Annotated in this window: 23 protein-coding genes; 9 read left to right on the forward strand and 14 right to left on the reverse strand. The window is 54.5% G+C overall.

Features of this window, described 5'->3' with window-relative positions; translation table 11 throughout:
- Window positions 1-33: 33 nt before the first annotated feature.
- Window positions 34-954, reverse strand: a complete 921-nt coding sequence (locus DYU11_RS02525) for a DUF8428 domain-containing protein (protein WP_119666059.1) — start codon at window positions 952-954, stop codon at window positions 34-36.
- A gap of 109 nt (window positions 955-1,063) precedes the next feature.
- Between DYU11_RS02525 and DYU11_RS02530 the strand changes: the two genes are divergently transcribed.
- The 3 genes from DYU11_RS02530 to glgX all read left to right on the forward strand — a co-directional run bounded on the left by DYU11_RS02530 (window position 1,064) and on the right by glgX (window position 6,266).
- Complete coding sequence (locus DYU11_RS02530; protein ID WP_119666060.1) at window positions 1,064-1,969, forward strand: universal stress protein; 906 nt, start codon at window positions 1,064-1,066, stop codon at window positions 1,967-1,969.
- A 329-nt stretch (window positions 1,970-2,298) separates the two neighbouring features.
- Window positions 2,299-4,059: an APC family permease gene (locus tag DYU11_RS02535; protein ID WP_229365671.1), complete on the forward strand. Its 1,761-nt coding sequence runs from the start codon at window positions 2,299-2,301 to the stop codon at window positions 4,057-4,059.
- Window positions 4,060-4,139: 80 nt separating this feature from the next.
- Window positions 4,140-6,266 (forward strand): glycogen debranching protein GlgX, encoded by a 2,127-nt coding sequence (glgX, locus tag DYU11_RS02540; protein WP_119666062.1) that lies wholly within the window; start codon window positions 4,140-4,142, stop codon window positions 6,264-6,266.
- Window positions 6,267-6,299: 33 nt separating this feature from the next.
- On the opposite strand, the gene DYU11_RS02545 is transcribed toward glgX, so the two are convergent.
- Window positions 6,300-7,544, reverse strand: coding sequence for a cation:proton antiporter (locus tag DYU11_RS02545; RefSeq protein ID WP_119666063.1), 1,245 nt, complete (start codon window positions 7,542-7,544; stop codon window positions 6,300-6,302).
- Between the two features lie 83 nt (window positions 7,545-7,627).
- On the opposite strand from DYU11_RS02545, the gene DYU11_RS02550 reads away from it, so the two are divergent.
- Window positions 7,628-9,019: a DUF389 domain-containing protein gene (locus tag DYU11_RS02550; RefSeq protein ID WP_119666064.1), complete on the forward strand. Its 1,392-nt coding sequence runs from the start codon at window positions 7,628-7,630 to the stop codon at window positions 9,017-9,019.
- Here DYU11_RS02550 and DYU11_RS32925 read toward each other — a convergent pair.
- From DYU11_RS32925 to DYU11_RS33435, 9 genes are all read right to left on the reverse strand, one after another.
- Window positions 9,000-9,275 carry a hypothetical protein gene (locus DYU11_RS32925; protein WP_147367871.1) on the reverse strand — a complete coding sequence of 92 codons (276 nt, stop codon included), beginning with the start codon at window positions 9,273-9,275 and terminating at the stop codon, window positions 9,000-9,002. The genes DYU11_RS02550 and DYU11_RS32925 overlap by 20 nt on opposite strands.
- A 261-nt stretch (window positions 9,276-9,536) precedes the next feature.
- Window positions 9,537-10,430, reverse strand: a complete 894-nt coding sequence (locus tag DYU11_RS02555; RefSeq protein WP_199736652.1) for a hydroxypyruvate isomerase family protein — start codon at window positions 10,428-10,430, stop codon at window positions 9,537-9,539.
- 83 nt (window positions 10,431-10,513) lie between these two features.
- A complete protein-coding gene (locus tag DYU11_RS02560) occupies window positions 10,514-11,242 on the reverse strand; it encodes a 3-keto-disaccharide hydrolase (protein ID WP_119666066.1) in 729 nt (242 codons plus the stop codon).
- Between the two features lie 203 nt (window positions 11,243-11,445).
- Window positions 11,446-11,994 (reverse strand): PRC-barrel domain-containing protein, encoded by a 549-nt coding sequence (locus DYU11_RS02565; RefSeq protein ID WP_119666067.1) that lies wholly within the window; start codon window positions 11,992-11,994, stop codon window positions 11,446-11,448.
- Between the two features lie 18 nt (window positions 11,995-12,012).
- Window positions 12,013-12,639: a hypothetical protein gene (locus DYU11_RS02570; protein ID WP_119666068.1), complete on the reverse strand. Its 627-nt coding sequence runs from the start codon at window positions 12,637-12,639 to the stop codon at window positions 12,013-12,015.
- A gap of 241 nt (window positions 12,640-12,880) precedes the next feature.
- Window positions 12,881-13,747, reverse strand: a complete 867-nt coding sequence (galU, locus tag DYU11_RS02575; RefSeq protein WP_119666069.1) for a UTP--glucose-1-phosphate uridylyltransferase GalU — start codon at window positions 13,745-13,747, stop codon at window positions 12,881-12,883.
- 98 nt (window positions 13,748-13,845) lie between these two features.
- The gene (locus DYU11_RS02580) at window positions 13,846-14,841 is read right to left on the reverse strand and encodes a mevalonate kinase family protein (RefSeq protein ID WP_119666070.1); all 996 of its coding nucleotides are present in this window, start codon (window positions 14,839-14,841) and stop codon (window positions 13,846-13,848) included.
- A gap of 168 nt (window positions 14,842-15,009) precedes the next feature.
- Window positions 15,010-15,483 carry a hypothetical protein gene (locus DYU11_RS02585; RefSeq protein ID WP_119666071.1) on the reverse strand — a complete coding sequence of 158 codons (474 nt, stop codon included), beginning with the start codon at window positions 15,481-15,483 and terminating at the stop codon, window positions 15,010-15,012.
- Window positions 15,461-15,799, reverse strand: a complete 339-nt coding sequence (locus tag DYU11_RS33435; RefSeq protein WP_199736653.1) for a hypothetical protein — start codon at window positions 15,797-15,799, stop codon at window positions 15,461-15,463. The genes DYU11_RS02585 and DYU11_RS33435 overlap by 23 nt, the downstream gene beginning before the upstream one ends.
- 643 nt (window positions 15,800-16,442) lie before the next feature.
- Here DYU11_RS33435 and DYU11_RS02595 point away from each other — a divergent pair.
- Both DYU11_RS02595 and DYU11_RS02600 read left to right on the forward strand, forming a co-directional pair.
- Window positions 16,443-17,666: a glycosyltransferase family 4 protein gene (locus DYU11_RS02595; RefSeq protein ID WP_119666073.1), complete on the forward strand. Its 1,224-nt coding sequence runs from the start codon at window positions 16,443-16,445 to the stop codon at window positions 17,664-17,666.
- Window positions 17,653-18,366, forward strand: a complete 714-nt coding sequence (locus tag DYU11_RS02600) for an NAD-dependent epimerase/dehydratase family protein (protein ID WP_119666074.1) — start codon at window positions 17,653-17,655, stop codon at window positions 18,364-18,366. The genes DYU11_RS02595 and DYU11_RS02600 overlap by 14 nt, the downstream gene beginning before the upstream one ends.
- Window positions 18,367-18,472: 106 nt before the next feature.
- Here DYU11_RS02600 and DYU11_RS02605 read toward each other — a convergent pair whose 3' ends face one another.
- The 3 genes from DYU11_RS02605 to DYU11_RS02615 form a co-directional block, all read right to left on the reverse strand.
- The gene (locus DYU11_RS02605) at window positions 18,473-20,242 is read right to left on the reverse strand and encodes a RagB/SusD family nutrient uptake outer membrane protein (protein WP_119666075.1); all 1,770 of its coding nucleotides are present in this window, start codon (window positions 20,240-20,242) and stop codon (window positions 18,473-18,475) included.
- 18 nt (window positions 20,243-20,260) lie between these two features.
- Window positions 20,261-23,797, reverse strand: coding sequence for a SusC/RagA family TonB-linked outer membrane protein (locus DYU11_RS02610; RefSeq protein WP_229365673.1), 3,537 nt, complete (start codon window positions 23,795-23,797; stop codon window positions 20,261-20,263).
- Window positions 23,798-24,022: 225 nt separating this feature from the next.
- Window positions 24,023-24,388: a helix-turn-helix transcriptional regulator gene (locus DYU11_RS02615; protein WP_119666076.1), complete on the reverse strand. Its 366-nt coding sequence runs from the start codon at window positions 24,386-24,388 to the stop codon at window positions 24,023-24,025.
- Between the two features lie 267 nt (window positions 24,389-24,655).
- Between DYU11_RS02615 and DYU11_RS02625 the strand changes: the two genes are divergently transcribed.
- The 3 genes from DYU11_RS02625 (at window position 24,656) to DYU11_RS02635 (ending at window position 26,514) form a co-directional block, all read left to right on the forward strand.
- A complete protein-coding gene (locus DYU11_RS02625; protein ID WP_119666078.1) occupies window positions 24,656-25,300 on the forward strand; it encodes a hypothetical protein in 645 nt (214 codons plus the stop codon).
- A 118-nt stretch (window positions 25,301-25,418) separates the two neighbouring features.
- Window positions 25,419-26,150 carry a PD-(D/E)XK nuclease-like domain-containing protein gene (locus tag DYU11_RS02630; RefSeq protein WP_119666079.1) on the forward strand — a complete coding sequence of 244 codons (732 nt, stop codon included), beginning with the start codon at window positions 25,419-25,421 and terminating at the stop codon, window positions 26,148-26,150.
- Between the two features lie 16 nt (window positions 26,151-26,166).
- Entirely contained in the window at window positions 26,167-26,514 is a 348-nt protein-coding gene (locus tag DYU11_RS02635; RefSeq protein ID WP_119666080.1) for a hypothetical protein, read from the forward strand.
- The last annotated feature ends 116 nt before the right edge of the window (window positions 26,515-26,630 follow it).

The raw sequence follows: 26,630 nt of genomic DNA on the forward strand, positions 1-26,630 counted from the left end.
CGGGCTTTGGTATGTGTAGATCAATTCAAAAACTCAGAAAAACCAGAAGCTGTCGCGCAGCTGGAACTCGACCGAACCCAGGTATCGATCACTGGTATACACCGAGGCCCGATACGTACCGGGTTTCATATCAGCATCCGGATCGAGCCGGAATGAAATCCGCATGGGTGTTTTGGCAAAATTGATGTTCTGCACCGCATGAACCGGAATCACCTCATTTTTATCGGAAAGCGCGACGGTTTCCGTACGAAGCGGGGGAATAGCCGCCTGCTGCTGCTCGTTGGTCAGGCTCAGATACACCTCCTGCAAGCCTTCCAGCCGCATTTCGGCCGGGATATTGAGCGAAATAGCCAGCGCATCCGTTTTCTTTGCTTTCGCCGTAACCTTATCGTTGGGCTTGACCGCTTCTACCCTGAACCCATCGCCGGTGAGCGACGAACGCGGCACCATCATCACGATTCGGGCATCCAACGTAGTCACCTTATCCTGCAATTCCTTCTGCTGGTTGATCAGCAGTTCATTCGACTGGTTCTGCCAGTTTACTTTATCCTGCAGAGCAACCGCCTGGGTAGCCAGACTGTCGCGGACGGCCGTAAGTTGTTCGACCTCCCGGTTCAGGTTTTCGATGGTCCGGCTCCGACCGGCGTTGCCCCGGCGCAGTTCCCGCAGCGACGTGTTCGTACGGTTCAGTTCAGCATCAGCCAGCTCAATACGCCGGTTGAGCTCAGTATTATCTTCTTTTGCCGTACCTAACTGCTCGTTTAATACCTTCATATCGTTTTCAAGCCGTAATTTAACGGCCAGCAGTGAATCGGCCCGTTGTTCGGTCTGGTCGCTGCGAGCAGCCAGTGTGCGGCTTTTGTTCCAGAAATAGATGCCGCCGGCCAGGAACAGGACCAACCCGATAATCAGGGCGGTCATTGTACCGCTTGACGTTTGTTCCGTTGTTTCCATATCCTCTTTAGTTTAGTTGATTACTGTTACTGTGGCAAATCTGGGACACGTTCGTTACAGCGGGCTTAAAGAGGAATTAGAAATTACTTAGATTAGATGGTAACTTTTTATGGAAGCACCTCCCATTCAGTACCTGCTGGTTCCCATTGACTTCAGTGCCCCCTCCCGCAACGCCCTCACTACGGCCGTTGCCATGGGCCAACGCCAGAAGGCGAGTCTGCACCTGCTCAATGTTCTCGACCCCACCGAAACAGACAGCCGTGTGCCCATGCCGACGCTGGAAGAGCAGGTCCGCACCCAAACCGAAGCGATACGCGAATTAGCCCGGCAAATTTCGCTTGACCACCAGATCCAATGCGCGGGCGAGTGCCGGGTCGGCAGTGTAAGCGCCGAAATTGTGGCTGCGGCCGGCCTGACCAAAGCCGATCTGATCGTCATTGGCACCCACGGTTCGTCGGGCAGCCGGGCGTTTTACATTGGCAGTGAAGCGTACCGGGTCATAAAAACCGCTCCCTGCCCCGTTATGACGGTTCCGGCTCACCAGTCCTGGACTACGTTCGAGCGAATTCTGTTTCCTGTACGGCCCGTGGCTGGAGCCTTGGAGAAATATGCCTTTGCCCGCCGAATCATTCAGCAGAACGAAGCCGAACTGACCGTACTGGCCCTGCATCCCCCCGACGAAGTGATCAGTATCCATCAGCTGGAGGACGAGGTTGCCGCCCTGATCGCTCAGTTTGCCCGCGACGGCATCCGGAGCCGAACCTTGTTTCAGGCCACAGATCTGATTGCCGAGACCGTGCTGCAGCAAGCCAACGAACTGAACACCGACCTGCTGATTATTACGGCTACTCTGGACACGACGCAGCAGGAGTTTTACATCGGGCCGTTTACGCAGCAGATTGTTCACAATGCCCACGTACCGGTTCTAAGCATACGGCCGCAAGCATCGCTGACTGGCTCTCAACGCGTTGAATGGCGGTACGGCTGGCGGCCGCAGCCTCACCGGAATCAGTAGCGCAGCCCAACGCAGCCGCCTGCCGTTTCTTCCGGCTCTGAGATTCGGTTGTTTGCAGGAGTGGCAGAAGTTGCTACGTTGCTGGCGGGCCTTGTGCTGCCGGCAGAAGATACCGTTCAGTTTGCTGACACCACCGCATTGGGGCAAACCCTTGGCCGTCGATTGTGAAAATCCGTGACAAAATTCTTTCGCTCAATTCAGCTACAATCCCAATTTTCGGCGCACGAAAGCAGTAAAAAGTAATCTCCGTGTTTGGATCGATGGGCTGTTTCGTCAGCACGGTCTCCCCAAAAAGGCCATGAGAATGTATAACATTATTGCTTCATGTCGTGTATATCATTCTCAGCATGCAGGCATTTGTCAAAACCAAACTACGTGAGCTACCCGCGTCGGCCATCTGCGGCAACGACATCAGTTCATCGTGCCTGTACGTATCAGCCCTGAGCATTCTGTATGCAGGACAGTTTGCGTGGATTTCGCTGTTGCTGGTCAGCGGCACGTTGTTTCTGTTTCGGAAAATCTACGGCGAGGTAGTAGGCGCTTTACCCCTCAACGGCGGGGCTTACAACGTACTGCTGAATTCGGCCAATAAATCGATGGCTTCTCTGGCGGCCTGCCTGACCATTCTGTCTTACGTCGCCACGAGCGTCATCTCGGCAAACGAAGCCATTCATTACGCAGCTTCGTTTGCACCGACCATGCCGGTTATTATCGGGACAATTGGCTTGCTGCTGCTATTTTTTCTGCTGAATCTGCTCGGGCTGAAAGAATCGTCGAAAGCAGCCGTTGTCATCTTCATCATTCATCTGGCCACCCTGAGCATCCTGTGCCTGGTCTGCGGGTGGTACGTACTGACCAACGGCATCGGGCAGATAGTGGCCAATTTCAACGTCCGCTCCCAGCACAGCCTGTCTTATCAGCTTTTTGCGGGCTTCTCGGCCGCTATGCTGGGCATCTCGGGTTTTGAGAGTTCAGCCAACTACGTAGAGGAACAGGCCCGGGGCGTTTTCCCGAAAACGCTCCGTAATATGTGGATCATTGTTACGGTGTTTAACCCGCTGATTGCGATCCTGGCGCTTGGGGTGCTGCCCGTCGCCGATGTCCGTCAGCACCAGGAATCGCTGCTGGCGTTCATGGGCCAGCGATCGGGTGGTCGCTGGCTGGCCTGGCTGGTTTCCGTCGATGCCATGCTGGTCCTGAGCGGAGCCGTTCTGACTTCGTTTGTGGGCGTCAGCGGCCTGGTCAAGCGCATGACCCTCGACCGGATTTTCCCTCAATTTCTGCTGACCGAAAACAAACGGCAGGCCCCGTACTACATTCTGCTGGTATTCTTTCTGCTTTGCGTGGCCATCCTGCTGAGCACAGGGGGCAACCTCCGGGCACTGGCGGGGGTGTACACCATCTCGTTTCTGGCCGTAATGGGCCTGTTCGGCGTCGGCAATCTGATGCTTAAGCTTCGCCGGAAACGCCTGCCACGGCCCGAGATCGCTACAGTGGGTTCTGTTCTTCTCGCGTTGCTGGCTGTTGGTGTCGCGCTGCTGGGCAACGTAGTGCTTAATCCGCAGTATTTGTGGGTATTTTTTCAGTACTTCATTCCCACGTTCCTGATCGCCCTGGTTATGATGGACCGGTCGCTGCTGCTGAAAGGACTTTTGTCGGTAGTGCTGTATCTGTTCAATCCGCTGAAACGAACCATCGAACGGTTTACGGGCTGGACGAATCGTACCATCAAAGAAATTAACGATCAGGAGTTCGTCTTTTTCTCAAAAGGTGACGATGTGGCTTCGCTCAACCAGGTGATGATTTACATTCAGGAAAATGAAGAAACGAATCGGCTTCGCATTGTAACGGTCGAAAATGAACAGTTCAAAGCGCCCGAACACTTACACCGTGACATCGAAACCCTCGACCGGGCCTACCCTGAAATCAACATCACGTACGAGAAAATAAACGGGCATTTTGGCCCCGAATTGATCAAAGAACTGTCGGCGAAGTGGCGCATCCCCACCAACTTTATGTTTATCGGTTCACCCGGTCGCCGATTCCAGTACCGAATTGAAGAACTCTGCGGAGTGCGCCTGATTATTTAACTCCTGAAGCGGCTCCGGTTTGCAATAGCGCCTACCCGGACCGGCTCAGCGCAATACCTCTAAACCCTTTGAGTATACCAATGAACGCCACCGATTCAACTGACAAAGCTGACAAATCAATCAGAACCCGGCCGGGCAAACATTATCCACGAGGGCCTCTTTTCGACGGAGAAGGTACCAATTTTGCCCTCTTCAGCGAAAACGCCACCGCGGTTTACCTGTGCTTGTACGATGCCGAAAATCCCGACCAGGAAACCGCCCGGATCCGCCTGGTAGAACGTACTGAGTTGATCTGGCACATCTACGTTGAAGGCATCAGGCCCGGGCAGTTATACGGCTACCGGGTCGAGGGGCCGCACGACCCGGCCAACGGGCACTATTTCAACGCCAGTAAACTGCTGCTCGACCCCTACGCCCGGGCCATTCATGAACCGGTCGTGCACCACGATGCCTATCTGGGGTACGATTTTACCAGCCAGGCACCCGACCGGTATCTGACCCCCAACTTTATTGACAGCGGCCCGGTGGCCCCGAAAAGTGTGGTGATTGATCCGGCGTTCGACTGGGAAGGCGACACACAACTGGCGATTCCGTCGCATAAATCGGTCATTTATGAGCTACACGTGAAAGGCTTTACGCAGCGGCACCCAACCATCCCGGCCCACATTCGGGGGTCGTATGCGGCCCTGGCCCGTGCTGAAAGCATCGACTATTTACAGAAGCTCGGCATTACGGCCGTCGAACTTATGCCGGTCCATCAGTTTACGGGCGAAAGCTACTGGGGCTATAACTCCATCGGTTTCTTCGCGCCCCACAACGGGTATGCTTCGTCGGGGATGCGTGGGGAGCAGGTGACCGAGTTCAAGGAGATGGTCAAAGCGCTGCACAAAGCCGGCATTGAAGTGATTCTGGACGTCGTCTACAACCATACCGCTGAAGGCAACCGCTTCGGCCCTACCCTGTTGTTTCGGGGTATCGACAGCCGAACGTACTACCGGGTGGTGGAGTCGCAGCCGGAGTATTACATGGACTATACGGGCACGGGCAATACGCTGGATGTAACCCATCCGCGTGTTCTGCAACTGGTTATGGACAGCCTGCGGTACTGGGTTGAAGAAATGCACGTCGATGGTTTTCGGTTTGACCTGGCTACGGCGCTGGCCCGCAACGAGACCGAAGCCGGGCGGGTGTCGTCGTTTCTGGATACGGTCGCTCAGGACCCCATCCTGGCCCAGGTTAAGCTGATTGCCGAACCCTGGGACATCCAAGCGTATCAGGTTGGCCATTTTCCGGTTCGCTGGGCGGAATGGAACGGGCGCTTTCGCGACTGCGTCCGGTCGTTCTGGAAAAGTGATGAAGGTACAGCCCACGAAATGACGCACCGCCTGCTGGGCAGCCCCGATCTGTACGGTAACGATGGCCGTTCGCCGACCCACAGTGTGAACCTGATTACGGCCCACGATGGGTTTACGCTGAACGATCTGGTGAGCTACAACAACAAACACAACTGGGCAAACGGCGAAGAGAACCGCGACGGCCATAACCACAATCTGAGCTGGAACCATGGCGTTGAGGGCCCTACCAGTGATCGCGGCATTATCGAACTCCGCGAACGGCAAAAGCGTAATTTTCTGAGTACCCTGTTTCTGAGCCAGGGCATCCCGATGCTGGTGATGGGCGACGAGTACGGGCGTACACAGCAAGGGAATAACAACGCGTATAACCAGGATAATAAAATCAACTGGTTCAACTGGCAGTGGACAAAGCGCCAGCAGAACCTGTTTGACTTTACGGCCCAGCTGATTGCCCTCCGGCGCGATATCCCACTGCTGCACCGTCGGCGGTTCTACCATCATGAGCAGATTATCTGGCTACGGAGCGACGGCTTACCGATGAGTCACGCGGATTTCCATAACCCGCATACCCGATGCTTCGGTCTGCTCATCGACGGCTCCAAAGTGGATGAACAAGCCGAAGATGGCTCACTGATTGGCATACGGGATCAGAAGCCGGAACTGCTGCTCTGGGTACTGAATGCGTACTGGGAAGCGCTGGCCTTCCATCTACCCCGGATCGGTCTGGCCGGCTGGGAAGTGGTGGTCGATACAACCACCGGCCGGGTTTTCCCCGAGCAGCCAGCTATTCAGGGCGGAAGCCCGTACTTCATTACGGCCCGTTCATCGCTCCTGCTACGGGGGCATCAATGAACGGGCCGGCGGTACCGGGTCAATGCGAGGGCACTACTGGCCGGGATACAGCCGTCGGATGAGCCGTTCCATGGTTAGTCCCTGCCCAATGACCGAGAACAGCACCACGGCGTACGTAATCGTCACGATAAAGTCTTTCTCCGGCACTGATGAATCGATGGAAAGCGCCATGGCAATGGACAGGCCCCCGCGCAGACCACCCCAGGTCAGCAGCAACGGCGCTTTGTCGTCCAGATCGAGCCAGCGCCGTGCCAGTGAAAAAGGCAGCAGAATCGCTATGTAACGGGACATGAGCACCAGCAGCACCACCAGTACGTAGATCGTCCATTGTGACACCTCGAAGTCGATCAGGAGCAGTTCAAAGCCGATCAACACAAACAGCAGCGCGTTCAGAATGACGTCGATTGTTTCCCAGAACCGGTCAACGTACTCCTCGGTCAGCTCACTCATTACATTCGGCTGGGCATTGTGTCCCATCAGCAGACCAGCCACCACCATGGCCAATGGTCCTGATACGTGCATGTACCGGGCCAGGAGGTAGCCGCCCATCACCGCGGCTACGGTGACGATAATCTCGGTCTGGTAATGATCGATAGAGCGCAGAACCAGAAACAGCCCGTAGCCGATGGCCAGGCCCAGCACGATTCCTCCCCCGGCTTCCTTCACAAACAGCCAGGCAACCTCTCCTCCACTAATACTATCGGTTCCATTCAGCACCACCTGGTAGATCGTTGCGAACACAACCACCCCGACACCGTCGTTGAACAGCGACTCGCCGACAATGTTGATTTTAACGCTCTCGGGCAGTTTGAACTTACCCAGAATCCCCAGCACGGCAATCGGATCGGTCGGCGAAATCAGGGCTCCAAACAGCAGGCAGACCGGGTATGACATATTCAGAACGAGCCAGTTGGCCAGCAGATACAGGCCCGAACCGATCAGAAAGGTACTCAGCATAACCCCCACAAACGCAAACAGGATAACCGACCGGCGCTCGACCCTTAACTGAGCCGCGTCTGTATGAAACGCACCGGCGAACAACAGGAAGCTGAGCATGATATCGAACACAACCTTGTCGAAGTCGATCTGAGCTACCGTTTCCCGGACCAGCTGGAGCCACTCGGGCCGTATGGAATTAAGACTGTTGAGCAGCAGCGAAACGCCCAGCGAAAGCACCATTACGCCGATGGCCCCCGGTAGTTTGAGCAGACGGGTGTTCAGATACGAAAACAGGGCTGTGGCAACAATGAGGAGAGAAAACAGGTCAAATAAATCCATAGATCGGAAAGATTAGCCAATAAATAAGCTATATTTCGTTTAAGTATATAACTAAATTTTGTATTGCCACAGCCAATAGGTGAATGATCATTGATAAGCCCAATACCTCTCCCAAACGGTCCGACGTATTGACCCGGATTGGGCACTTTTTACGCGACCGCTTCAGTCTGGAAGAAGACAAAGACGATGAGGCCGGGATTATCCGCTCCATCAGTCGGGGCATTGAGTTCCGGGGCGTTAATCTCTGGACCCTCATCTTCGCCATTTTTATTGCCTCTATCGGTCTGAATGTTAACTCCACGGCGGTAATCATCGGTGCCATGCTGATTTCTCCCCTGATGGGGCCTATCATGGGAATTGGTCTGGGCGTTGGTATCAACGACCTGACCATGATTCTGCGGGGTCTGAAAAACCTGGGTATTGCGGTCGGAATCAGTCTGCTCACCTCCACGGTCTATTTTCTGATCAGTCCGCTACACATTGCCCAATCGGAACTTCTAGCCCGTACCTCGCCGACAGTCTGGGATGCGTTCATTGCCTTTTTCGGCGGTCTGGCGGGCATTGTGGCCGGTTCGCGCCGGGAAAAAGTCACCAACGTTATTCCGGGAGTGGCCATTGCTACGGCCCTCATGCCGCCCCTCTGCACAGCCGGCTACGGACTCGCCACCCTGAACCCCTATTACTTCGCCGGTGCCTTTTACCTGTTTATGATCAACACCATATGCATCAGTCTGGCTACGTTCCTGATCGTACGGTTCCTTGGGTATCAACAGAAAGAGTACCCCAGCGAATCCGTCGAACGCCGGGTACGTCATACCATCTGGCTATCGGTCCTGATCGTGCTCGTGCCCAGCACCTACCTCGGCTATCAGATTGTACGCAAGACCATATTCGAACAGGCGGCCCTGCGGTTCGTCACCAACGAATGTAATTTCCAGTACCGGCAGGTCATTAATTACGCAGCTCGTTTCAATCGCCGGCAGAGTACGCTTGAACTGACCATGGTTGGCGAACCGTTACCGGCCGATTCGCTGAATGTACTCCGCGCCCGGATGCCCGCCTACGGCCTGGGAAATGCCCGGCTGGTAGTAAAACAGGGAAGCTTTAAAAATGAGGATGTAGACGTTACAGCCATCACCAGTACCGTTACCGACCAGGTCATCAAGTACAGCCAGTCGTCCATCGCCCGTAAAGACCGCACCATCGACTCCCTGCGCCAGCAGTTGCAACAGGCGCAGACGGCCGGGCTTCCGGTGGCTGATCTGCGGAACGAGCTGAAAACGCTCATGCCCGATGTTCTGAACTTTACGGCTGCTCAGACGCTGGTTATGGACCGCAACACCAACCGCCCCGATACGGTCACGCTGGTATACGCCCGCTTTTCGCGCCGACACACCGTAGCCGAACGCCGGCGCATCGAGCGGTGGCTGCAAAGCCGGACCAAAAGCAAAAAAATCAAACTCGTGGTTGAATAACTTGCTCAGCTAAACACACGAGCTCCCGTGCGGTTGCAGCCCGCTCAGCCTTGAAATACACGAACGGCATATCCGTAAGCCAGACAATCAGCAACGTCAGGAGCAATAACCCGATAATGAGCAGCACCAGCCAGTCTGGCCGGCGCGGTGGCTCTTTGTTGGTTGGGTTCTCCTGAGGTATGGTCGGCAACTCCAGCCGGTTTTTGGTCGGTGGAGGCAACGGTATAGACTGATGAAGTGATTTTTCGTCTGTCATTGGGCACTATAAACGTGATGAAATGTATACAGGCAAAATTGGGTACGGCGGCTTAGTCCAGCTTAAAAATTTGCTTAGAATGTGCTTAGAGCCTGATAGAAAAACGAAGCAGCTTCTGAAACAGACGGACTGAAGTCACCTCAGTATCGGTAAAACAAAAACGCCGTTGCCAACGGATGACCCGCTGCGCAACGGCGTTTTTTTAATCGGTTTGTTTACCGATGGCGGTCCGTCTTTGTCCCGGCCAAATGCCCGGTAGGTCTATACGTCACACAGGATGACGGCCTCTTTCAGGCTTGTCAGTGGATCGCGTTTGGGGATAAACTCCTGCGCTACGTAGCCTTTGAAGCCCGTGTCGACGATAGCTTTCATCACAGCCGGGTAATAGATTTCCTGCGTTTCGTCGATTTCATTACGTCCGGGATTGCCACCTGTGTGGAAATGGCCGATGTATTTGATGTTATCGCGGATGGTCCGGATAATATCGCCTTCCATGATCTGCATGTGATAAATATCGTACAGCAGCTTGAAATTGTCGGACCCAACGGCCTTGCATAGCTCAACCCCCCAGGCGGTGTGGTCGCACATGTAATCCTTGTGGTTCACCTTGCTGTTCAGCAGTTCCATAATCATGGTAATGCCATACTTCTCGGCGCTCGGCATCAGCCGCTTGAGACCCTTGGCGCAGTTGGCGATACCGTCGGCGTCGCTCATGCCCCGGCGGTTGCCCGAAAAGCAGATGATGGTATTCAGCCCGGCGTCTTTCAGTTTCGGGAAGATCGCTTCGTAGCTGGCAACCAGTTCGTCGTGGAACTTAGGATCATTGAACCCGTTTTCAATGCCCTTGCCCGCTCCCTGCGGCAGAGCTGAGGTCAGGCCGTATTTCTTCAGGATCGGCCATTCGTCAGGTCCCGTCAGTTCGATTGACTTGATGCCGATTTCTTTGGCGGCTTTGGCCAGGTCTTCGAGGGGAATCTTGCTGTAGCACCACCGGCACACCGAATGGTTGATGCGGCCTTTGAGGAGGGTTGGCGCCACACCGGCACCCGGTGCGGCAGGTTCTGACTCTTTCATGAACTGGGCAAAGGTTTCGGTACCCACCAGCGATAACGCTGCGGAACCAGTCAGGGTTTTAAGGGCCGTTCGGCGGATCATAATGAGTGAAAGCGTGAATGAGTGAACGAGTGAATGAACAAGCGCGTGTATTCGCCTTACTCATTCACCCGTTCGCTGATTAATTAAAGTTCTCGAATACGAATGTTACGGTACCATACCTGATCGCCGTGATCCTGCAGCGCAATTTTGCCGCTCTGCGCCTTACCAAAGCCTTCCCAGGCCTTAAACTTGCTTTCGGCAACCATCTTGTCCCACTCAGGGCCAGTGGTTGGGTACTCGACAATTTTCTTACCGTTCAGGAAGTGTTCGGCTTTGCCGTTGTTCACCACAATCCGAATCTTGTTCCACTCACCGGCGGGTTTGTAGGCCGAGGGATCGGAAGGCGGCAGCATATCGTAGAGCGACCCGGCCGTACGGTTGCCGTTACGTCCCTGCTTGGCATCGGGATGGCGCTCGTTATCCAGCACCTGCACTTCAGGCCCGCTCATGTACGTGGTTTTATACTTCGGATCTTCAACGACGTGATACATGATTCCGCTGTTGCCTTTCTCGGCAATCTTCCATTCGAGTTCGAGTTCGAAATTACCGTACTCCTTATCGGTTACGATATCGCCCGCACCACGGCCATTCAGGTGAATAGCACCGTCTTCAACCTGCCACTTATCGGAAACCGGCTGACCGCTTTTGAGGTAGTTGTGCCAGCCCGCCAGCGTTTTGCCGTCGAAGATTTTTTCCCATTTGCCTTTCTTCGTACGCTTAGGCGCATCGGGTGTATCTGTAGCAGTGGCATTGAGCGTTAACGTCAGCGCAGCCGTAAGAAGGCCACTCTTGAAGATCAGAAAGTAATTCATAGTTAGTGCAAAAAATAACAGTTTTATGGCCTAAGCCTTTTTAGAAAGCAATTTGGTAAAACCTATCAAACTTTGAAACGAATATCAGATAAAGCACCGCGAAACATGTATTTACTTACACTAAAAACGGTTGTCGCCGTAACGAGCGTTTGCGATTCGTTACGGCGACAACCGTTTTTGATGCATCACAACCTGAACCGGTGTCAGGAACGTCGGCGGTTAGCATACAGCCGCTGATCGTCAAAATAGCGCTGGTCGTAGAATGAGCTGTCGCTGCCAATTGCCGGCTCTTCGGTGCGCACCAGCTCCGAACGGGCGTTTCGGTTCGGATCAGATCGCCAATAGTATCGAACTATTTTTTGTTCGTAATCGCGGTTGATCAGCCCACGGCGCCCTGTAGGGTAAGCACGTAAACTGTCAATGGAAGCAATCTGATCCAGATACACATCATCATCGTTGTCGTCGAGCCGGGCTACTCCAATTGGCACCAGCGCATGGTCATTGTCGTCGTCTGACCGTACGTTTTGATCTATTTCCAGATCGATGTATCGAACTTTCATGGCTGTTGTATCCACAATGAGATCGTTTACCTTGCCAATCACCGAACCGTCGTGTGTTTTAACCGGCCAACCCCGAATGTCCGGGTTATCGTCGGCTACCTCATAGTCGTCGAGTTCATTCAGACTGTATAAATGGCGATTACCTGAATTATAGTCATCCTGAACCTTTTTTACTTCTTCTGAATGTGCCATATCGGTACGAGTTTACAGTTAGTCTACCTGCATGTCCATTTTGCGCACTACGTCCGCAGCCGCCCGGAAAACGTCTTTTACCTGCTTGCGCTGATCGAGCGTAAGCGTACTTGTATCCATATCGTTGATCTGCTGCGTTACTGTGGCTACGTCCTGCTGCAGGTCCGGAAACGAAGCCTGTTGCAGGTCACCCATTACGTCGGCGCTGGCCCGAAAGGCGTCCTTGATCATATCGCCGTGCTTACCGCTCTTCCAGTTGCGGGTAATCTCATCGGCTCTTGTTTTCATGACGTTAAGTTTGCTTTCGAACTGAGACCGGTTTACGCCCTCTACCTGGTCGGCAACGGCCGCAAGCGCGTCGGCGAGGTTAGTCAGACCATTGTGCGTAAACTCATGATCAAGGCCCATTTCCTTGTTATCCATGTCGCTCACCCAACTGACGTAGGTATCGACCGGCTCCGATAACGTACCTGCATTCGTAGCGGTAGTCGTCGCGGTCGTGTCGGTTACGGGTGTAACGGCAGGTTGAGTTTCGCCATTACGGAACCAGAAGATGTACGCCAGAACGCCTATCAAGGCCAGCAAGACCAGAATCCACGGCCAAATTGGCGGGGAGCTTTTCTTTTGAATATCAATCTCTGCCATAACCAGTACATGTTTGGTACTGATTGTTTAACCCTATAAAATCTACCCTGTTTATAGAAAGTCGTTTTAATCTTACTTTTTACGTGCTTTTCTCAACTGGCACAACAAAACATATTAATCTGATTATCATGTCATTATTAAAACAAAACCCAGCTAGGTTACTTAGCCGGGTTTTGTTTTATTGACGGAGAACGGGATTTGCCGGGCGACACTCTAGCACGGCAAATTGGGAAGTCAGGTATTAAAAGGAATCCACGGTCTCTTTAAGAAAGGCCTTAAATTTTTCGGCAAACTCCGGGCGCTTCAGGGCAAATTCCACGGTCGTTTTCAGAAAGTCGAGTTTGTTGCCGATGTCGTGGCGTTTGCCTTCGATACGGTGTGCATACAGGTTTTCGCGCTTGAGCAGCAACCGCATGGCGTCGGTCAACTGAATTTCGCCGTTTTTCCCCACGCCCGTCTGTTCCAGCATCGTGAAAATTTCCGGCGTCAGTACGTACCGGCCCGCAATGGCCAGGTTCGACGGGGCTTCGCTGATGGCGGGTTTTTCAACGAGTGTATCCAGTTCCAGAATCCGGTCACTGAGCGACCGGCCGCCCACAATTCCGTAGCGATTCACCTTGTCGTGCGGCACTTCTTCTACGCCGATCACCGAGCAGCCATACTGTTCATACGTATCGATCAGTTGCTGGGTCACGGGAATTACCGAATCCATGATGGTATCACCGAGCAGCACCGCAAACGGCTCATTCCCAACGTGGTGACGGGCGTAACGAATGGCATCGCCGAGACCGTTCAGTTCACGTTGCCGGACGTAGTGCAGATTGGCCATGTCCGACAGCCGGCGCATTTCGTCGAGCAGAAGCTGATCTTCCTTTTCTTCCAGCCGGGTTTCCAGTTCAAAATTCCGGTCAAAGTGGTCTTCGATGGCCCGCTTGCCCTTACCGGTAATAATCAGAATATCTTCAATCCCGGAATCGACGGCCTCCTGCACAACGTACTGGATCGTCGGGCGGTCGATGATAGGCAGCATTTCTTTGGGCTGAGCCTTGGTAGCGGGCAGAAACCGGGTACCAAGCCCCGCAGCGGGTATAACAGCTTTTGTGATCATAGTTGAAGGAGGAAAGGAGGAAAGGAGGAAGGGGATAAGAGGGAGTAGGTATACAATACTCTTTTCTCCGTTCTCCCCTTCCTCCTTTCCTCCCTTTTTTAAACAACATACGGTTTTATGACGCGGGCGTTAATTTTCTTCAGTTCAACGAACAGCCGGTTCAGCATCGCATCGTTATGGTACACGCCGATAATCGACCCGCCCGATCCGGTAAACGAAGCCGATGCACCACAGCCGCGGGCCGTTTCGATCAGGCTCAGATTCCGCTCACTAATGGCGTAAATTTCACGGCGCAGATCAAAATTCCGGTTGATGAGGCCGTGCAGCGAATCGGTATCGTGCCTGAGCAGGGCTTCACGTCCCTCGTGGGCTACGTTGGCAATGTTACGCATAGTCTGTACGACCTTCTCCTCGCCTTTTTGCCAGCGAGCCCGGACATCGTTGTGCACCCGCCCCGACTGCTTTCCCAGCTCCGTATTATACGCGATATACAGCTTCGGGAGCAATCGCGGGTCCAGCGGTTGGTACTGGCCGTATCCCTGGCGCTCCATCGTGGCCTGGTCGAAATCCATGTACACGCAGCCTTCATAGCATTGAATCACGCGATCCTGCAGACCGGCCGCAATGCCCAGCTCATCGGTTTCGGTGGCGAGGACCAGATTAGGCAGCACTGGCTGCGGAATCTCTACGTTGTAGAATTGCATCAGCGCCCGGAACGTAGCGACGATGATGGCGCTGGACCCCGAGAGGCCCACCTGCCGGGGAATGGACGTTTTGTAGCGAATCGAAAAATTCTGATTCGGCAGCCGGATCTGCTGCTGCTCGCAGTATTCCGCAAATTTCTTGATGGCGGCTTTGATCAACGGGACTCCGCCGTGGTAACCCAGGGTACCGACGGCATCGCGCAGGTGAAAAATGCTCCGGAAAATGTTGCTGTCCTGCAGCTGCGCTTCGATGTGCAGTTCCGGTGACGGATACAGCGTAACGGATGCGCCGAAATTACGAACGGAGATGGCAATGGTTTTACCAAAAAAGCCGTCGGACGGATTGCCGAGCAATCCCGCCCGGGCATAGGCACGGGTTTCGATGAGCAAAACGAAAGGGCGGACCGCCAGTCCGCAGTAATGTGACGCGGCAAGTTTACGAAAGAACTACCGTATAAAGGCGGCCGGGCGGTATACCTTACTCAAAAAAAACAGCCAGACGCGGGAATGTGACATCCCGGCCTGGCTGTAGAAAGAAATAAGCCGCGCTCAAACTGCTTACTTTCTATCGTTATCTTTCTTCTTTTCGTTGTTGCTATACCCCACGTTGTGCGGGTCATATCCCTGATTCGGATCGTCGTTCTGTTCGAGGTACGTAGCGTCGCCCCGGTGGAACAAGGCATCGTCCGATGGGTTTTCAGCGACTTCGTTCAGCTTCCGCGAAGCCTCATCACTCATCATGTGGCCTTTCGGCTGTGTAGTGATGGATTCCGGATTAACGTCCCATTCCATTGTCACGCCGTAGTTTTCACCTTCGGGCAGGTCGGGATCTCCGACATTAACGTTCTGCTCCCGGCGAACGGCCATGTCTTCTGACGTTTCGCCACGGTCGTTGGTTGTTACGCTGTTATACTGAGCATTACCCACCCCCTCCGATTCACGGCCGAAATCAGAGTCGCCGTGCTGGTTCGGATTGTTCGAATAGAATTCAGGGTCTACTTTATCCGGATCAAATGGTGATGTAGTTGCCATACCGTTGAGTGGTTTTTTGACATATTAACTGGAAATACTGGCCGGTTGTTTGGAAAAGAAAAAAGGAGGGAAAGAAGAAAGGGTTAAGTAGCCAGCCGTGGAAAGTACTCCCTTCCCCCTTTCCTCCCTTCCCTCCTTCCTCCTTTTTCTCCTCTTTATACGCCGGATTCTGAACCAGCGTTGGTTTGCCCGACAGGTAGGCATTGTCAATAGCCTCCTGCGGAATCGGATAGTACTCGTTTCTCTCCTTTACGAACCGGGCTCCGCGCAGGTACGTCCGCTTTTCACCTTCTTTCGTCGCGTAGGCGTTTAGCACCTGATTCCAGCGTATCAGGTCACAAAACAGATGACGGCGCAGTTCTTTACTATTCAGTACCTTGCCTGTCCGTTCCCAGCGCTGGGACGTTGCGCGTAGTTCCTTAAGGTTTAGTTAGGGAGCTTAGCAACATCATGCTGGTTAGTAGCCACAGCCATACGGTCAAACAGGAAAGGTTTGTTATAAAATCAGGGCTTAATCAGTCTTTTAATAATGCAATTTGTTTGTTATATAAGTTGTTGACTGTAAATCAATTACGCCAGTATTTATACTTAGTCAAGCCACTAGCATCAATTCTTCATAAATACGGCTCGCACAACGCAGAGAGCCGTTTTTTCCGTTTCTGACAGGCGCAGCGTGGTATCAAACAAGATGGCCGTACTGTTTTGAGTAATACAGTAAACCTATCGTAGAAGCGCCTTTTTTTAGCTGAACAACCTTTTCAGTAATTAAAAAAATCATCATATTCGCAGCAGCTTCCGTTGACGTCAACGGAAGCATCCACACGGAATCAGCACAGGTATTGAAAGCTAGTTTGGACGTGTAGCGTCAATCATTGACGAGCCATCCAGCATCGGCGATGCCTCCCACGCACCCGGAAGTTAATCAGTCAAATCAGTAAACGTTTTAATTTACACCAGGTTTGTTCAGCTATAAAGTACTTTTTATTGGTCACGATGCAAACCGGGCGGGAGCGCAATACCTGCTTCTGCATTTGCTCACGTACTTAAAGCAGACCGGCGTTCAAACGGCCCTGTTACTAGCCGGCGACGGCCCCCTTCGCTCCGAGTATGAACGCGTGACAACCGTATACGACGGGTTTGTTCATCCGCAAAATCCATCCTTAGGTTCCCGGATTTTACGTCGGCTACAAACGGGTAACCGGTCAAAGCCGGCTTCGTCCGTAACGGTGCTTCCCGCCGGCCTGCTCGACACACTCCGGGCGCAGCAGTTTGACCTGATTTTCTCGAACACCATTGCAAACGGCTCCCTACTGCGTACGCTTCAGCCGCTGGGCATCCCGTTTGTGTCGTACGTCCACGAGCTGGAAACATCCATCAGTATTTACACCCAACCGGCTGATCTTCAGTTTCAGCTCAACACTTGCCGTCACTTCCTGTGCGGCTCAGGCGCGGTTCAGGATAATCTCATTGACAACCACGGCGTGGATCGCCTGAAAACGACCGTTCTCAATTCAATCCTGCGGGCTGAAACCCTGATCAGTGCCCTGAGTAAGGTAGAGCGGTCTGCGGTTCGGAAGCGGCTGGGTATTGCGGCCGATGCGGTTGTGGTAGGAGGCTGCGGCAACGCCGAGTGGCGTAAAGGCGTGGATCTGTTCGCACTGGTGGCGCAGCAGGTGCTCAAGCAAAATAATGACCTGACAAGCCCCGAGGTGCATTTCATCTGGGTAGGTGTTCCGAAGGCGAGCGAAGAATACCAGCATCTGATGTATGATCTGGCACGGATGAGCCTGACCGACCGCGTTCACCTGATCGAACCGGGGGGGGATTACCTGGACTACGTCGCCTGTTTTGATCTGTTTACTCTTACCTCCCGCGAGGACCCATACCCCCTGGTGATGCTCGAAGCGGGGCTGAACTACAATCCGGTGCTGACTTTTCAGGGATCAGGGGGAAGCGCCGACTACGTTGGGCACGACACGGGCTGCCTGATTCCCTACGCGGATGTATCGGCCATGGCCAATGTGCTCAATCGCCTGATTAACGACCCGATTGAGCGCCGGACGCTAGGAAAAGTTTTTTATGAGCGAGCTATGGCACACGATACGAGTGTATTGGCCCCACGTTTGCTCTCTTTACTGAGTACATGTATTAACCACCAGCCCGTCCCTCATGGTTATCGGTAATGGGATGATTGCCCGGCGCTTCAGTTCGCTGGCGCATAATGATGATGTTATTTTGTTTGCCTCAGGTGTTTCTAATTCGAAAGAAACCCAGCGTGAGCCATTTGTTCGGGAGCGCAGGCTCGTTGAGCACTGGCTTCGTCAGGCTGAGGGCCGCTTATTCATTTATTTCAGTACGTGTAGCGTGCATGACCCGACCGAGCGGGGCTCCCCTTACGTAGCGCACAAACTCGCCCTTGAATCGTTGATCGCTGAGCGGGCCGAACGCTACCTGATCTGCCCCGCGTCGAACGTGGTGGGTGGTACGGGTAATCCGAATACGGTGCTCAATTATTTTATGGCACGCTGCCGGAGTGGCGAGCCCTTCGATGTCTGGCAGGGCGCAACCCGCAACCTGATCGACGTCGATGATCTCTACCAGGTTGTCATGCAGTTGATTGAGGAACCTGTTTTCCATAATCAGACCATCAATGTGGCTTACCCGGTTAGCATCAGCCCGCTGCAGATTGTACAAAGCATTGAACGCTTCACCGGCCGGTCGGCTCAGTACCGACTGATCGACAAAGGGCAGCCATTCCGGATTGTTGCTTCCGAATGTGCTGCTATTCTGGAGTCGTTCGGCAAGCTGATAGATCCTGAATGCTATCTCAACGACCTGCTGCACGCTTATTACCAGTGGGCGTTCGAACCTTGCCTGGTGTAGCCGTCAGCCCCACACGCCCCCGTTCTTTCTGCTCAACTCATCTCAAAAAACAAACGGCCGATCCAGTGATCGGCCGTTTGTTTTTTGACAACAGTACGCTTTTGACTTATTGATAGCCCTGATTCTGTCGCAGCGTGGGTTGGCCGTTAATGGCGCTGTTCAGGATCTCCTCGAATGGAATCGGGTAAAACTCGTTCCGGTTTTTAGTGAACGTTGCCCCGGAGAGGTACGTCCGCTGCGTCCGCTCTTTGGTCAGGTACGCGTTCAGGGTTGGCTCAGCAATGCCCCACCGGACCAGATCGAAGAAGCGATGACCTTCCATCGACGTTTCGAGTCGTTCTTCAAAGCGCACGGCATTCCGGGCGGCTTCCTTCGTAGCAAACTGCGGAGCACCGGCCGGATACTCCCGAACAACGTAGTTTGCAGCCGGTGCCCCATCCGCTCCGCGAACGAAGCCGTCGGGGTTGGCCGCCCGCCGACGGATCTGGTTCACGAGGTCACGAGCGCGGGTCAGGCTTCCGACTTCTACTTCACATTCGGCCGCCCACAACAGCACCTGCGACAGCCGCATGTACCGGTAGTTATTGGAATGCAGGCGGTTGTTGCCGGGGTTTACACCAAAAAACTGGCGTTCCGGAATGTGTTTCTTCGGCGAATAGGGTCCGGCATAAGCCTGATCACGAACCCAGGTCCGACCCGGGTGAACTCCCCAGTCCTTGTACGGAATGCCCCGTCGGCCAACGGTATGATCCAGTCGGGGATCCAGCGTACCGGCATAGGGTGTAAAGGGCTGATCCGAGGACAGTCCCTGGTCGCTCGTAACATCAGTTTCGTTGAATGTATTGATGAGCGGCAGGCCACTGGCATCAGTTTTGTAGGCATTCACCAGGTTCTGCGACGGCTGGTAGAACCCGCAGCAGCCACCCGGCCCCGTGTTGTACGGCCAGGCCAGTTCGTCGCCCAAACCACCGCCCCCACCCGCCGAGGACGTAACGGAGTACTGGATTTCGAAGATGGATTCGCGGTTATTGCGATTGGCCGGAGCCGCTGAAAAATTGTCGCCGTATCGATCCATGAGCGCAAACCGGTTACTGGCAATAATCTGGTTAAACAGCGTCAACGCCTGCTGTAGCTTCTGCGGGTTAGGCGCACCGGTATACGGGTCGAACCCCTGGTACAGATAGCTCTTGGCGAGCATACCCATCGCTGCCCAGCGGGTTGCGCGACCGGGTTCACCGGGAAAGGCATCGGGCAGATTCTGCATGGCATACATAAAATCGGCTTCAATCCGTGGCCAGGCATCCTCGGTGTTAGGCACTTTGGCGCTGTCGGGCACTTCTTTGTTATAATCCTGCTCGTCGATGAACGGAATATTGTTCCACATCTTCTTGGCTTCGAAGTGGTAGAACCCCCGCAGGAACCGGGCTTCCGCACTGATCACGCGCCGACGGGCCGTATCCAGATCTTCCACCAGTGCAAGATTGTCCAGTACGTCGTTCGTTCGGGCAACGCCGTTGTACAAGGTTCGCCATTTGCCCCGTACGTGTTCGTTCGTAACTGTCCAGACGTATCGTTCAATCGCCGTCTGCTCGGGCTGGTCACCGGCGTCGGTACCTTTGTAGGCATTGTCGGACGGAATTTCACCGAACACCCAGTTCGACCCGGCTCCGTGCCAGCTTGGGCCCACAGACGGTATTCCATCGAGCATACCATACGCACCCGTCAGCAGGGCATCGATCCCCCGCGCATCGGTCACCGCGTTTGGATTGAAGGTTCCCTGCGGAGTTCGGGTCAGGAAATCTTCACCGCAGGCATTCAGCATCAGCAGCCCGGCCGTAGCCAGACCACCACTTATCCATTTTTTTATTGTGTTCATACGTGTTGGCAGTGAAGGTTAGAAACTCAGGTTTAAGCCGACCAGAAATTGACGGGGCGTTGGATACCGGCCTTCATCGACGCCCAACTGCCGGTCTTCGTTGGAAGCCGACGAGTTACGCAGCGTAATTTCGGGGTCCAGACCGCTGTATTTGGTCACGGTGAAGAGGTTCGTCGTTTGCAGGTAGATACTGCCTCCGCTCAGACCCAGGCGGGTGCCAAATCCTTTCGGCAGCGAATACGTCAGCTGAATGTTCCGCATCCGGAAGTACGAGCCCTTTTCAATGAAATAGGTCGAAGCCCGGCTGCTGATGGCATCGTTTTCGTCCAGAATCGGCAGTGTCGCGGTTGGATTCTGGGGCGTCCATGAGTTGTAGAGCACATCTTTGGTCCGGTTTCCCTGGAACGTATTGAAATCCGTCCAGTAGCGCACGTAGTTGAACAGGTCGTTCCCCGATACGCCCTGCCCAAACAGCGTCAGGTCGAAATTCCCGTAGCCGACGCTGACGTTCAGCCCGTAGCTAAAATCCGGATGGGGGTTGCCGATAAACGTCTGATCGTCGGCCGTGATCTGCCCGTCGTTGTTCAGGTCGCGGTACCGAAACTTACCAACGCCCCGTACCCGCTGGCCGTCAATCACCACCTCGGCATCGTTGTAGCCAGGGAAGCTGGGCGCAGCCGCGGCCTCTTCCGGCGTCTGGAAAATACCGTCGATGACGTAGCCGTAGAACAGCGAAATCGGCTGACCTACCACCGACCGGTTGACGGCCGGCAGCCGTGAGCTAAGCCCCAGCAGCGGCTCGTTGGGACTGGCCGGATTTAGCTCCAGCACCCGGTTCCGGTACGTCGAGAAGTTACCCGATACCTGGTATCGAATCTTGTCGTCGAAAGCCCGGCCCCGGTAGCTGACCTGCAGGTCAACGCCCCGGTTGCGAATGGCCGCTACGTTCTCGGCGGGCAGATCCCCCTGACCGACCGTAGCCGGACGCGGCCGGGTGTAGAGCAGACCCGTCGTTTTTCGTTCATACACGTCGAGGTTAACTTCCAGAGCATTGCTGAACAACCCGGCATCCAGTCCTACGTTGATGGATGTGGTCGTTTCCCAGCGGGCATTCGGGTTACCAAAGCGCTGGATGGCAAACCCTGTGTTGTAGGCGTTCGGGTTGCCGTTGAGGCTGTAGCCCGCCCGGTCGAAGTCAGCCGCGTAAGTTGTGTAGGCGTTATAGTCGCCAATCTCCTGGTTTCCGGTCTGCCCCCAGCCAGCGCGTAATTTCAGGTCGCTGATCACCGGCACGTTTTTCATGAACGGCTCGCCCGTGATGCGCCAGCCCCCCGAAACGGCCGGGAACGTAGCGTACCGCTGGGCAGCCAGGAACCGCGACGAAGCATCCCGGCGCAGGGTAGCCTGCAACAGGTATTTGTCGCGGTAGGAGTAGTTGGCCTGGCCGAAATACGAGAACAGCCGGTAGTCGTTGAACGCGTAGTTGCGGTTGGTTTGGGTAGCCTGGTCGCCGATGTCCAGGTACTGTAGTTCAGGAGCGCCACTGTAGTACCGGTCGCGGAATCCTTCGAGGTACTCCCCAAAAGCCGAAATGGCCTCTATGCCCACGAATGCATTCAGGTTGTGCATGTTGGCGAAGGTTTTCCGGTACGACAACGTATTGGTCCAGGTCCACGAATAGCGGTACTGCGCATCTTTCCGGACGCTGTAGGTCCGAACGGGCTCCGATGCCTCCGGCTCCGGAATGCCGTAGTTGGTACCGTAGGCCAGCGTACCGTCCAGACCGAAGCTGGTCCGCAGCGTGAAGCCGTCGAGGATATCGGCCTCCGCATACACGTTCCCCAGGGCGCGCAGGTCGCGGTAGCCGTTGTTCTGAGCCCGGTCGAGCAGCGCTACCGGGTTTTTGGCATTACCCAGGTTACTGCCGAGCGTTCCGGCGTAGTTCCCGGCAACATCGTACACCGGCACAATGGGCTGCATCCGAATGGCCATCAGGATGCCGTTTCCTTCCGTGCCTTCGTTGCGAAAACCACCTTTGCGCTGCGCCAGTACCAATTGCAGGTTTTCGCCGATCCGCACCCGTTTCTTGATCGTGAATTCGGTGTTGGCCCGCAGCGAGTACCGCGTGAATCCGTTGTAGCGAATGATGCCTTCCTGATTAAAATAACCCACCGAGAGGGCATACCGACCTTTTTCGGTGCCGCCTGTCAGGCCGAGGTTATAGTTCTGGATGGGCGCGTCGGTCATGATTTCGCGCAGCCAGTCGGTACCTTCCCTGTTGGCGGGCGTAATCTGGAACACGCTGCTGCCGAACCGGGGGTCGTTGAACCGATCGATGCTGTAGTTCTGGTAGGTTCCGTCGGGGTTCCGGGCCACGCGCGGGTCGCTGGCCGATGTTCCGTCAGGTACGATGAAGTCGGGTATGACCGGTTCGGGGCCGTTTCCGTACTGCGCCTGCGATGGGTTACCGGTCGCTGGATTCACCACACCGGCATTCCGCTTGCTCTGCCACAGGTACTGGCCATACTCCTGGGTGCTGAGCAGGTCTAAGTACTTGTACGGTTGTTGGCTACCGTAGTAGGCGTCAAATGTCAGGCGGGGCTCGCCGGACTTACCCTTCTTGGTAGTAATAATCACTACACCATTACCCGCCCGCGATCCGTAAATGGATGCCGACGTCGCATCTTTCAGAATCTGAATCGACTCGATGTCGTTCTGATTCAGGTTGTTCAGGTTCTCCCGGGTCGGTACGCCGTCGATGACATAGAGCGGGTTGTTGTTCCCCAGCGTACCGAAGCCCCGGATCCGGATGCTGGCCCCGCCACCGGGCGAATTGTCCTGCAACACCTGCACACCGGCTGCGCGGCCCTGAAGCTGCTGACCCAGGTTAGCCGCCGGAACCGACAGCAGTTCTTTGGGGGCAATCACGGTGACGGCACTGGTGATGTCCTTCTTTTCCTGGGTAGCGTAGCCCGTTACGACCACCTCATTCAGCGTTGATACGTCCTCCACCAGCGCTACGTTCAGCGTCGTCTGACCACCCACGGCTACCTCCTGTGGTTTGTAGCCGATAAATGAAAAAACCAGTACAGCGTTGTCCGGAGCCTGCAGCCGGAAGTTTCCTTCGGCATCGGTCGATACGCCACGACTGGTTCCTTTAACGGCAACGTTGACACCGGGCAGGCCTGTTCCGGTACCCTGGTCAACCACCCGACCGCTCCGATTGGCCCCCTGGCCTGGACCCGGTTGGCTGGACGACGTAGTACCGGGTGCGGGGGTAGCGGGTGACTGGGTTGCGGGAGTAGCAGGCTGACTGGTGTTGGCGGGTGCGGCCGATGGGTCCGCAATGGGCGTAACACTCTGCGGGGCCGTCTGCGTTGGGGTTGTCCCCATGATTGCTCGTTCAGCGGGGGTGGGTGTCGCCGGCTGATTCCCCTGTGTGGCGGTGGTGCTCTGCTGGTTCGTAGCCGGTGTCTGGGCAAACACCGGTACTTCGGTCAGCGGCAAGCCTACCGACAACCAGAGGCAAGTACGAAACCTTAAGAAGTTTCTCATTGAGTAAACGGGTTAAGATATTGATGTATAAGTACTTAAGTAGACCCCTAAGGGCTTAAACATATTATATTTCTCTTAGGAATATGTCAACTTGTGAATAGGTAAGACTATTCAACGGGACAAAAAATTGAAGAAATTGGACACAGTAGTGCCAGACCCATACCGGGGTTGAAACAGGAGGCAAGAAAAGCGGGGAAACTGCCTGAATATGAAGTATAAGCTGAACTACTTAGCGTTCAGAGCGGCCAGTTCGGCCCGTAGCTGATCGTTCGTTTGCTGGAGCAGCGCCATACGTTCGTTGAGCTGAAACAACAGGTACTCCATATTGCGCAGGCGCTCTTCGGTGGTAATGGCTGCAGAGGGCGAATTGAGGGTCTTGAACATAAGGCCTTCGCCCCGCAGCAGCCAGTCGGCGTTGACCTGTGGGTAGGCCAGCAAAATTTTTTCGATGGTATCGTAGCGGGGCTTCAGTCGCCCGTGCAGGATGTGGTATACTTTCTCGCCCCGTCGCTCGCCCAACTGCCGGGCAAACTCCAATACACTGACATCAAGAGCGTCGATCAGTTCCTGCAGGCGGTTATGAATGGTCATGGCGCGGTGGGGTTTTACACAAACTTATGTAAAAAAAGATGGTTGCCCGTCATGCGGGTTCACACCTGGGTCAATCTGGCAAAAAACAGCGTAAATGGCGTCAAAAAATGGCGTTCGATGGAAGGCTGGCCGGGCTTAAAAACTTTGCTCAACGGCTTTGCAGATTACACGAAACTATGTATATTTACCTGTTAAACGAACCCCCTGTAAAAGGCAAAAGGGACCGCAATATGGGCCCCCTGCTTGAACAGTAAACAACAAATACTAATGAACACGCAAAACAAAAACACAATTGAGACAATTCAAAGCGTTGGCGCCTTGAAATCTTATCAAAAAGTGCATGAAGTGACCGGAGACGTCGTAAACAAGTATAAATATTTGGAAGGACATCCCCGTCAGTACCGTTTTGATGCCAAAGAAGGCGTGTTCAACATCAACAGAACCGATAAGCTGGGCCGCACATTGACCTTTCAACCAATCGCCTGGCGGATCTTCACCGACAACATTCTGAACATGGGCACCAAGAACTGGGCGGAGCTCTTTTTCATTGACGAGAAGAACTGCGTATCGGCGGTGCTGTTCCACGGCTATTCAGTTGATAACATCTTCCGGCTCATCGAACCGCTGTATTACGACGACCTGACGCTGGCCGACGTAGTGATCACGGCCGTGGCGGAGAAAAAAGAAAACACGAAAATCCAGCCGAAAGGCGTGTATTATATCGCCACGTTCTCGTACAAAATGGGCGACCCTGAGAAGACCAAAGAATTAAAGCAGTTTGCGCAGGATGTTAAGGTCTTCCGCCAAGAAACCCTTACCGACATTGCCAATATCAAAACGGCCTTCAACTACTACAATCCGTTTGCCCACGCAGCCGAAGAGCCTGAACTCCTGACCAGCGGAGAGGGGTGAGAACACGGTTTACAGTGTCCGGTATTCCGTTTACGGTGAACAGGCTTCTGAAGCTTCGCACCGTAAACGGAATACCATCCCCCTATTCTGATTGTTCAACCTCAAAACACATGCACGAATGGATTATCGCGCAATTGCCCGGGTATCCAACTCGGACCTGACACGCCTTAAGGAAGAACACCTCGGCTACTGGTCGGTGCCGTCGGCGCGCTGGGCTACGGAACAGACCCGGACTTTTGGCAAGGCCTTTCATCAGCACCTGCTGGAGCCCGAAACGGTCGGTACCGTTCTGGAACAGCTGCTCCCCGACCTGGCCCCGAAGCAGGCCGTGCAGCTTGGTACACTGATGCAAACCATCCGGCAGGATGCGTTCTGCCGCCGGTACCTGCGGCTGTCAGAGCGGGAGCGGGTGGTTCTTTTTACGGACCCGATGAGCGGCATTGACTGCAAAGCCCGCCTTGACATGGTGTATACAAGTCCCAAACGCCGAAACGCCCTGGTGATGGACATCAAGACCACGTCAGCCCGGACCCAAGCGCAGTTTCTGCAATCCTGTTACGATTATGACTACGACCGGCAGGCCGCCTTTTATCTGGACAGTCTGCGGTACGCCGATCAGAGCGAATGGGCCACTACCCGGCAATTTCGGTTTGTGTTTATTGGCGTCATGAAACAGAAACCCCACCGGCTGTTTGCCGTCGACGCTACGTCCATCCCGGGGTTTATCGACTACGGCCGGAAGAAATACCGCTTCTGGCTGCGCAAATGGCGCGACGAACAGGAGTCGGACCGCCGTGGAGCCGACCGAGTATCACCCCTGACGGCTCACCCGTTTCAGCGGGTAGCCTGACGTAATCAACAACGCTATGAACATGACCGTCATCACACTGACACCGAGCCAGCTCCACTTTGACTGGGGCACCGATGGGCTGGTGTTATGGATTGAAGAACTGGACGGAGCCGGCACCCTGGTTGGCGAGATGGACGAAGTGCTGAGTCGGATCGGGTTCGCCATTGAACTACAGACCGGCTGGGATCACCGCACCGACGGCGATACACTTCACCCGCTTTATGGGTACAAGCTGCTGCTCCGCGATACCAGTGGTCGCTGGAATGCCATCCGGACCGACGAAGCCGGACAATTTGCCGGCCTGATTCCGCTGGAAGAAATGGACTACGAAGTCGCTTACGACAAAGTGATGTGGCTGGATTAACAGGGCATACCCGTCGATTCAGTCAATACAACCTGAAGAGCAAGCCGGACCGCGAGGTTCGGCTTTTTCGTTTGGGGCGTCACCCACCGTGCAACCCGCCCCGCCGAAACTGCATC

Source organism: Fibrisoma montanum, from assembly GCF_003583365.1.
GTDB classification, from domain to species: domain Bacteria; phylum Bacteroidota; class Bacteroidia; order Cytophagales; family Spirosomataceae; genus Fibrisoma; species Fibrisoma montanum.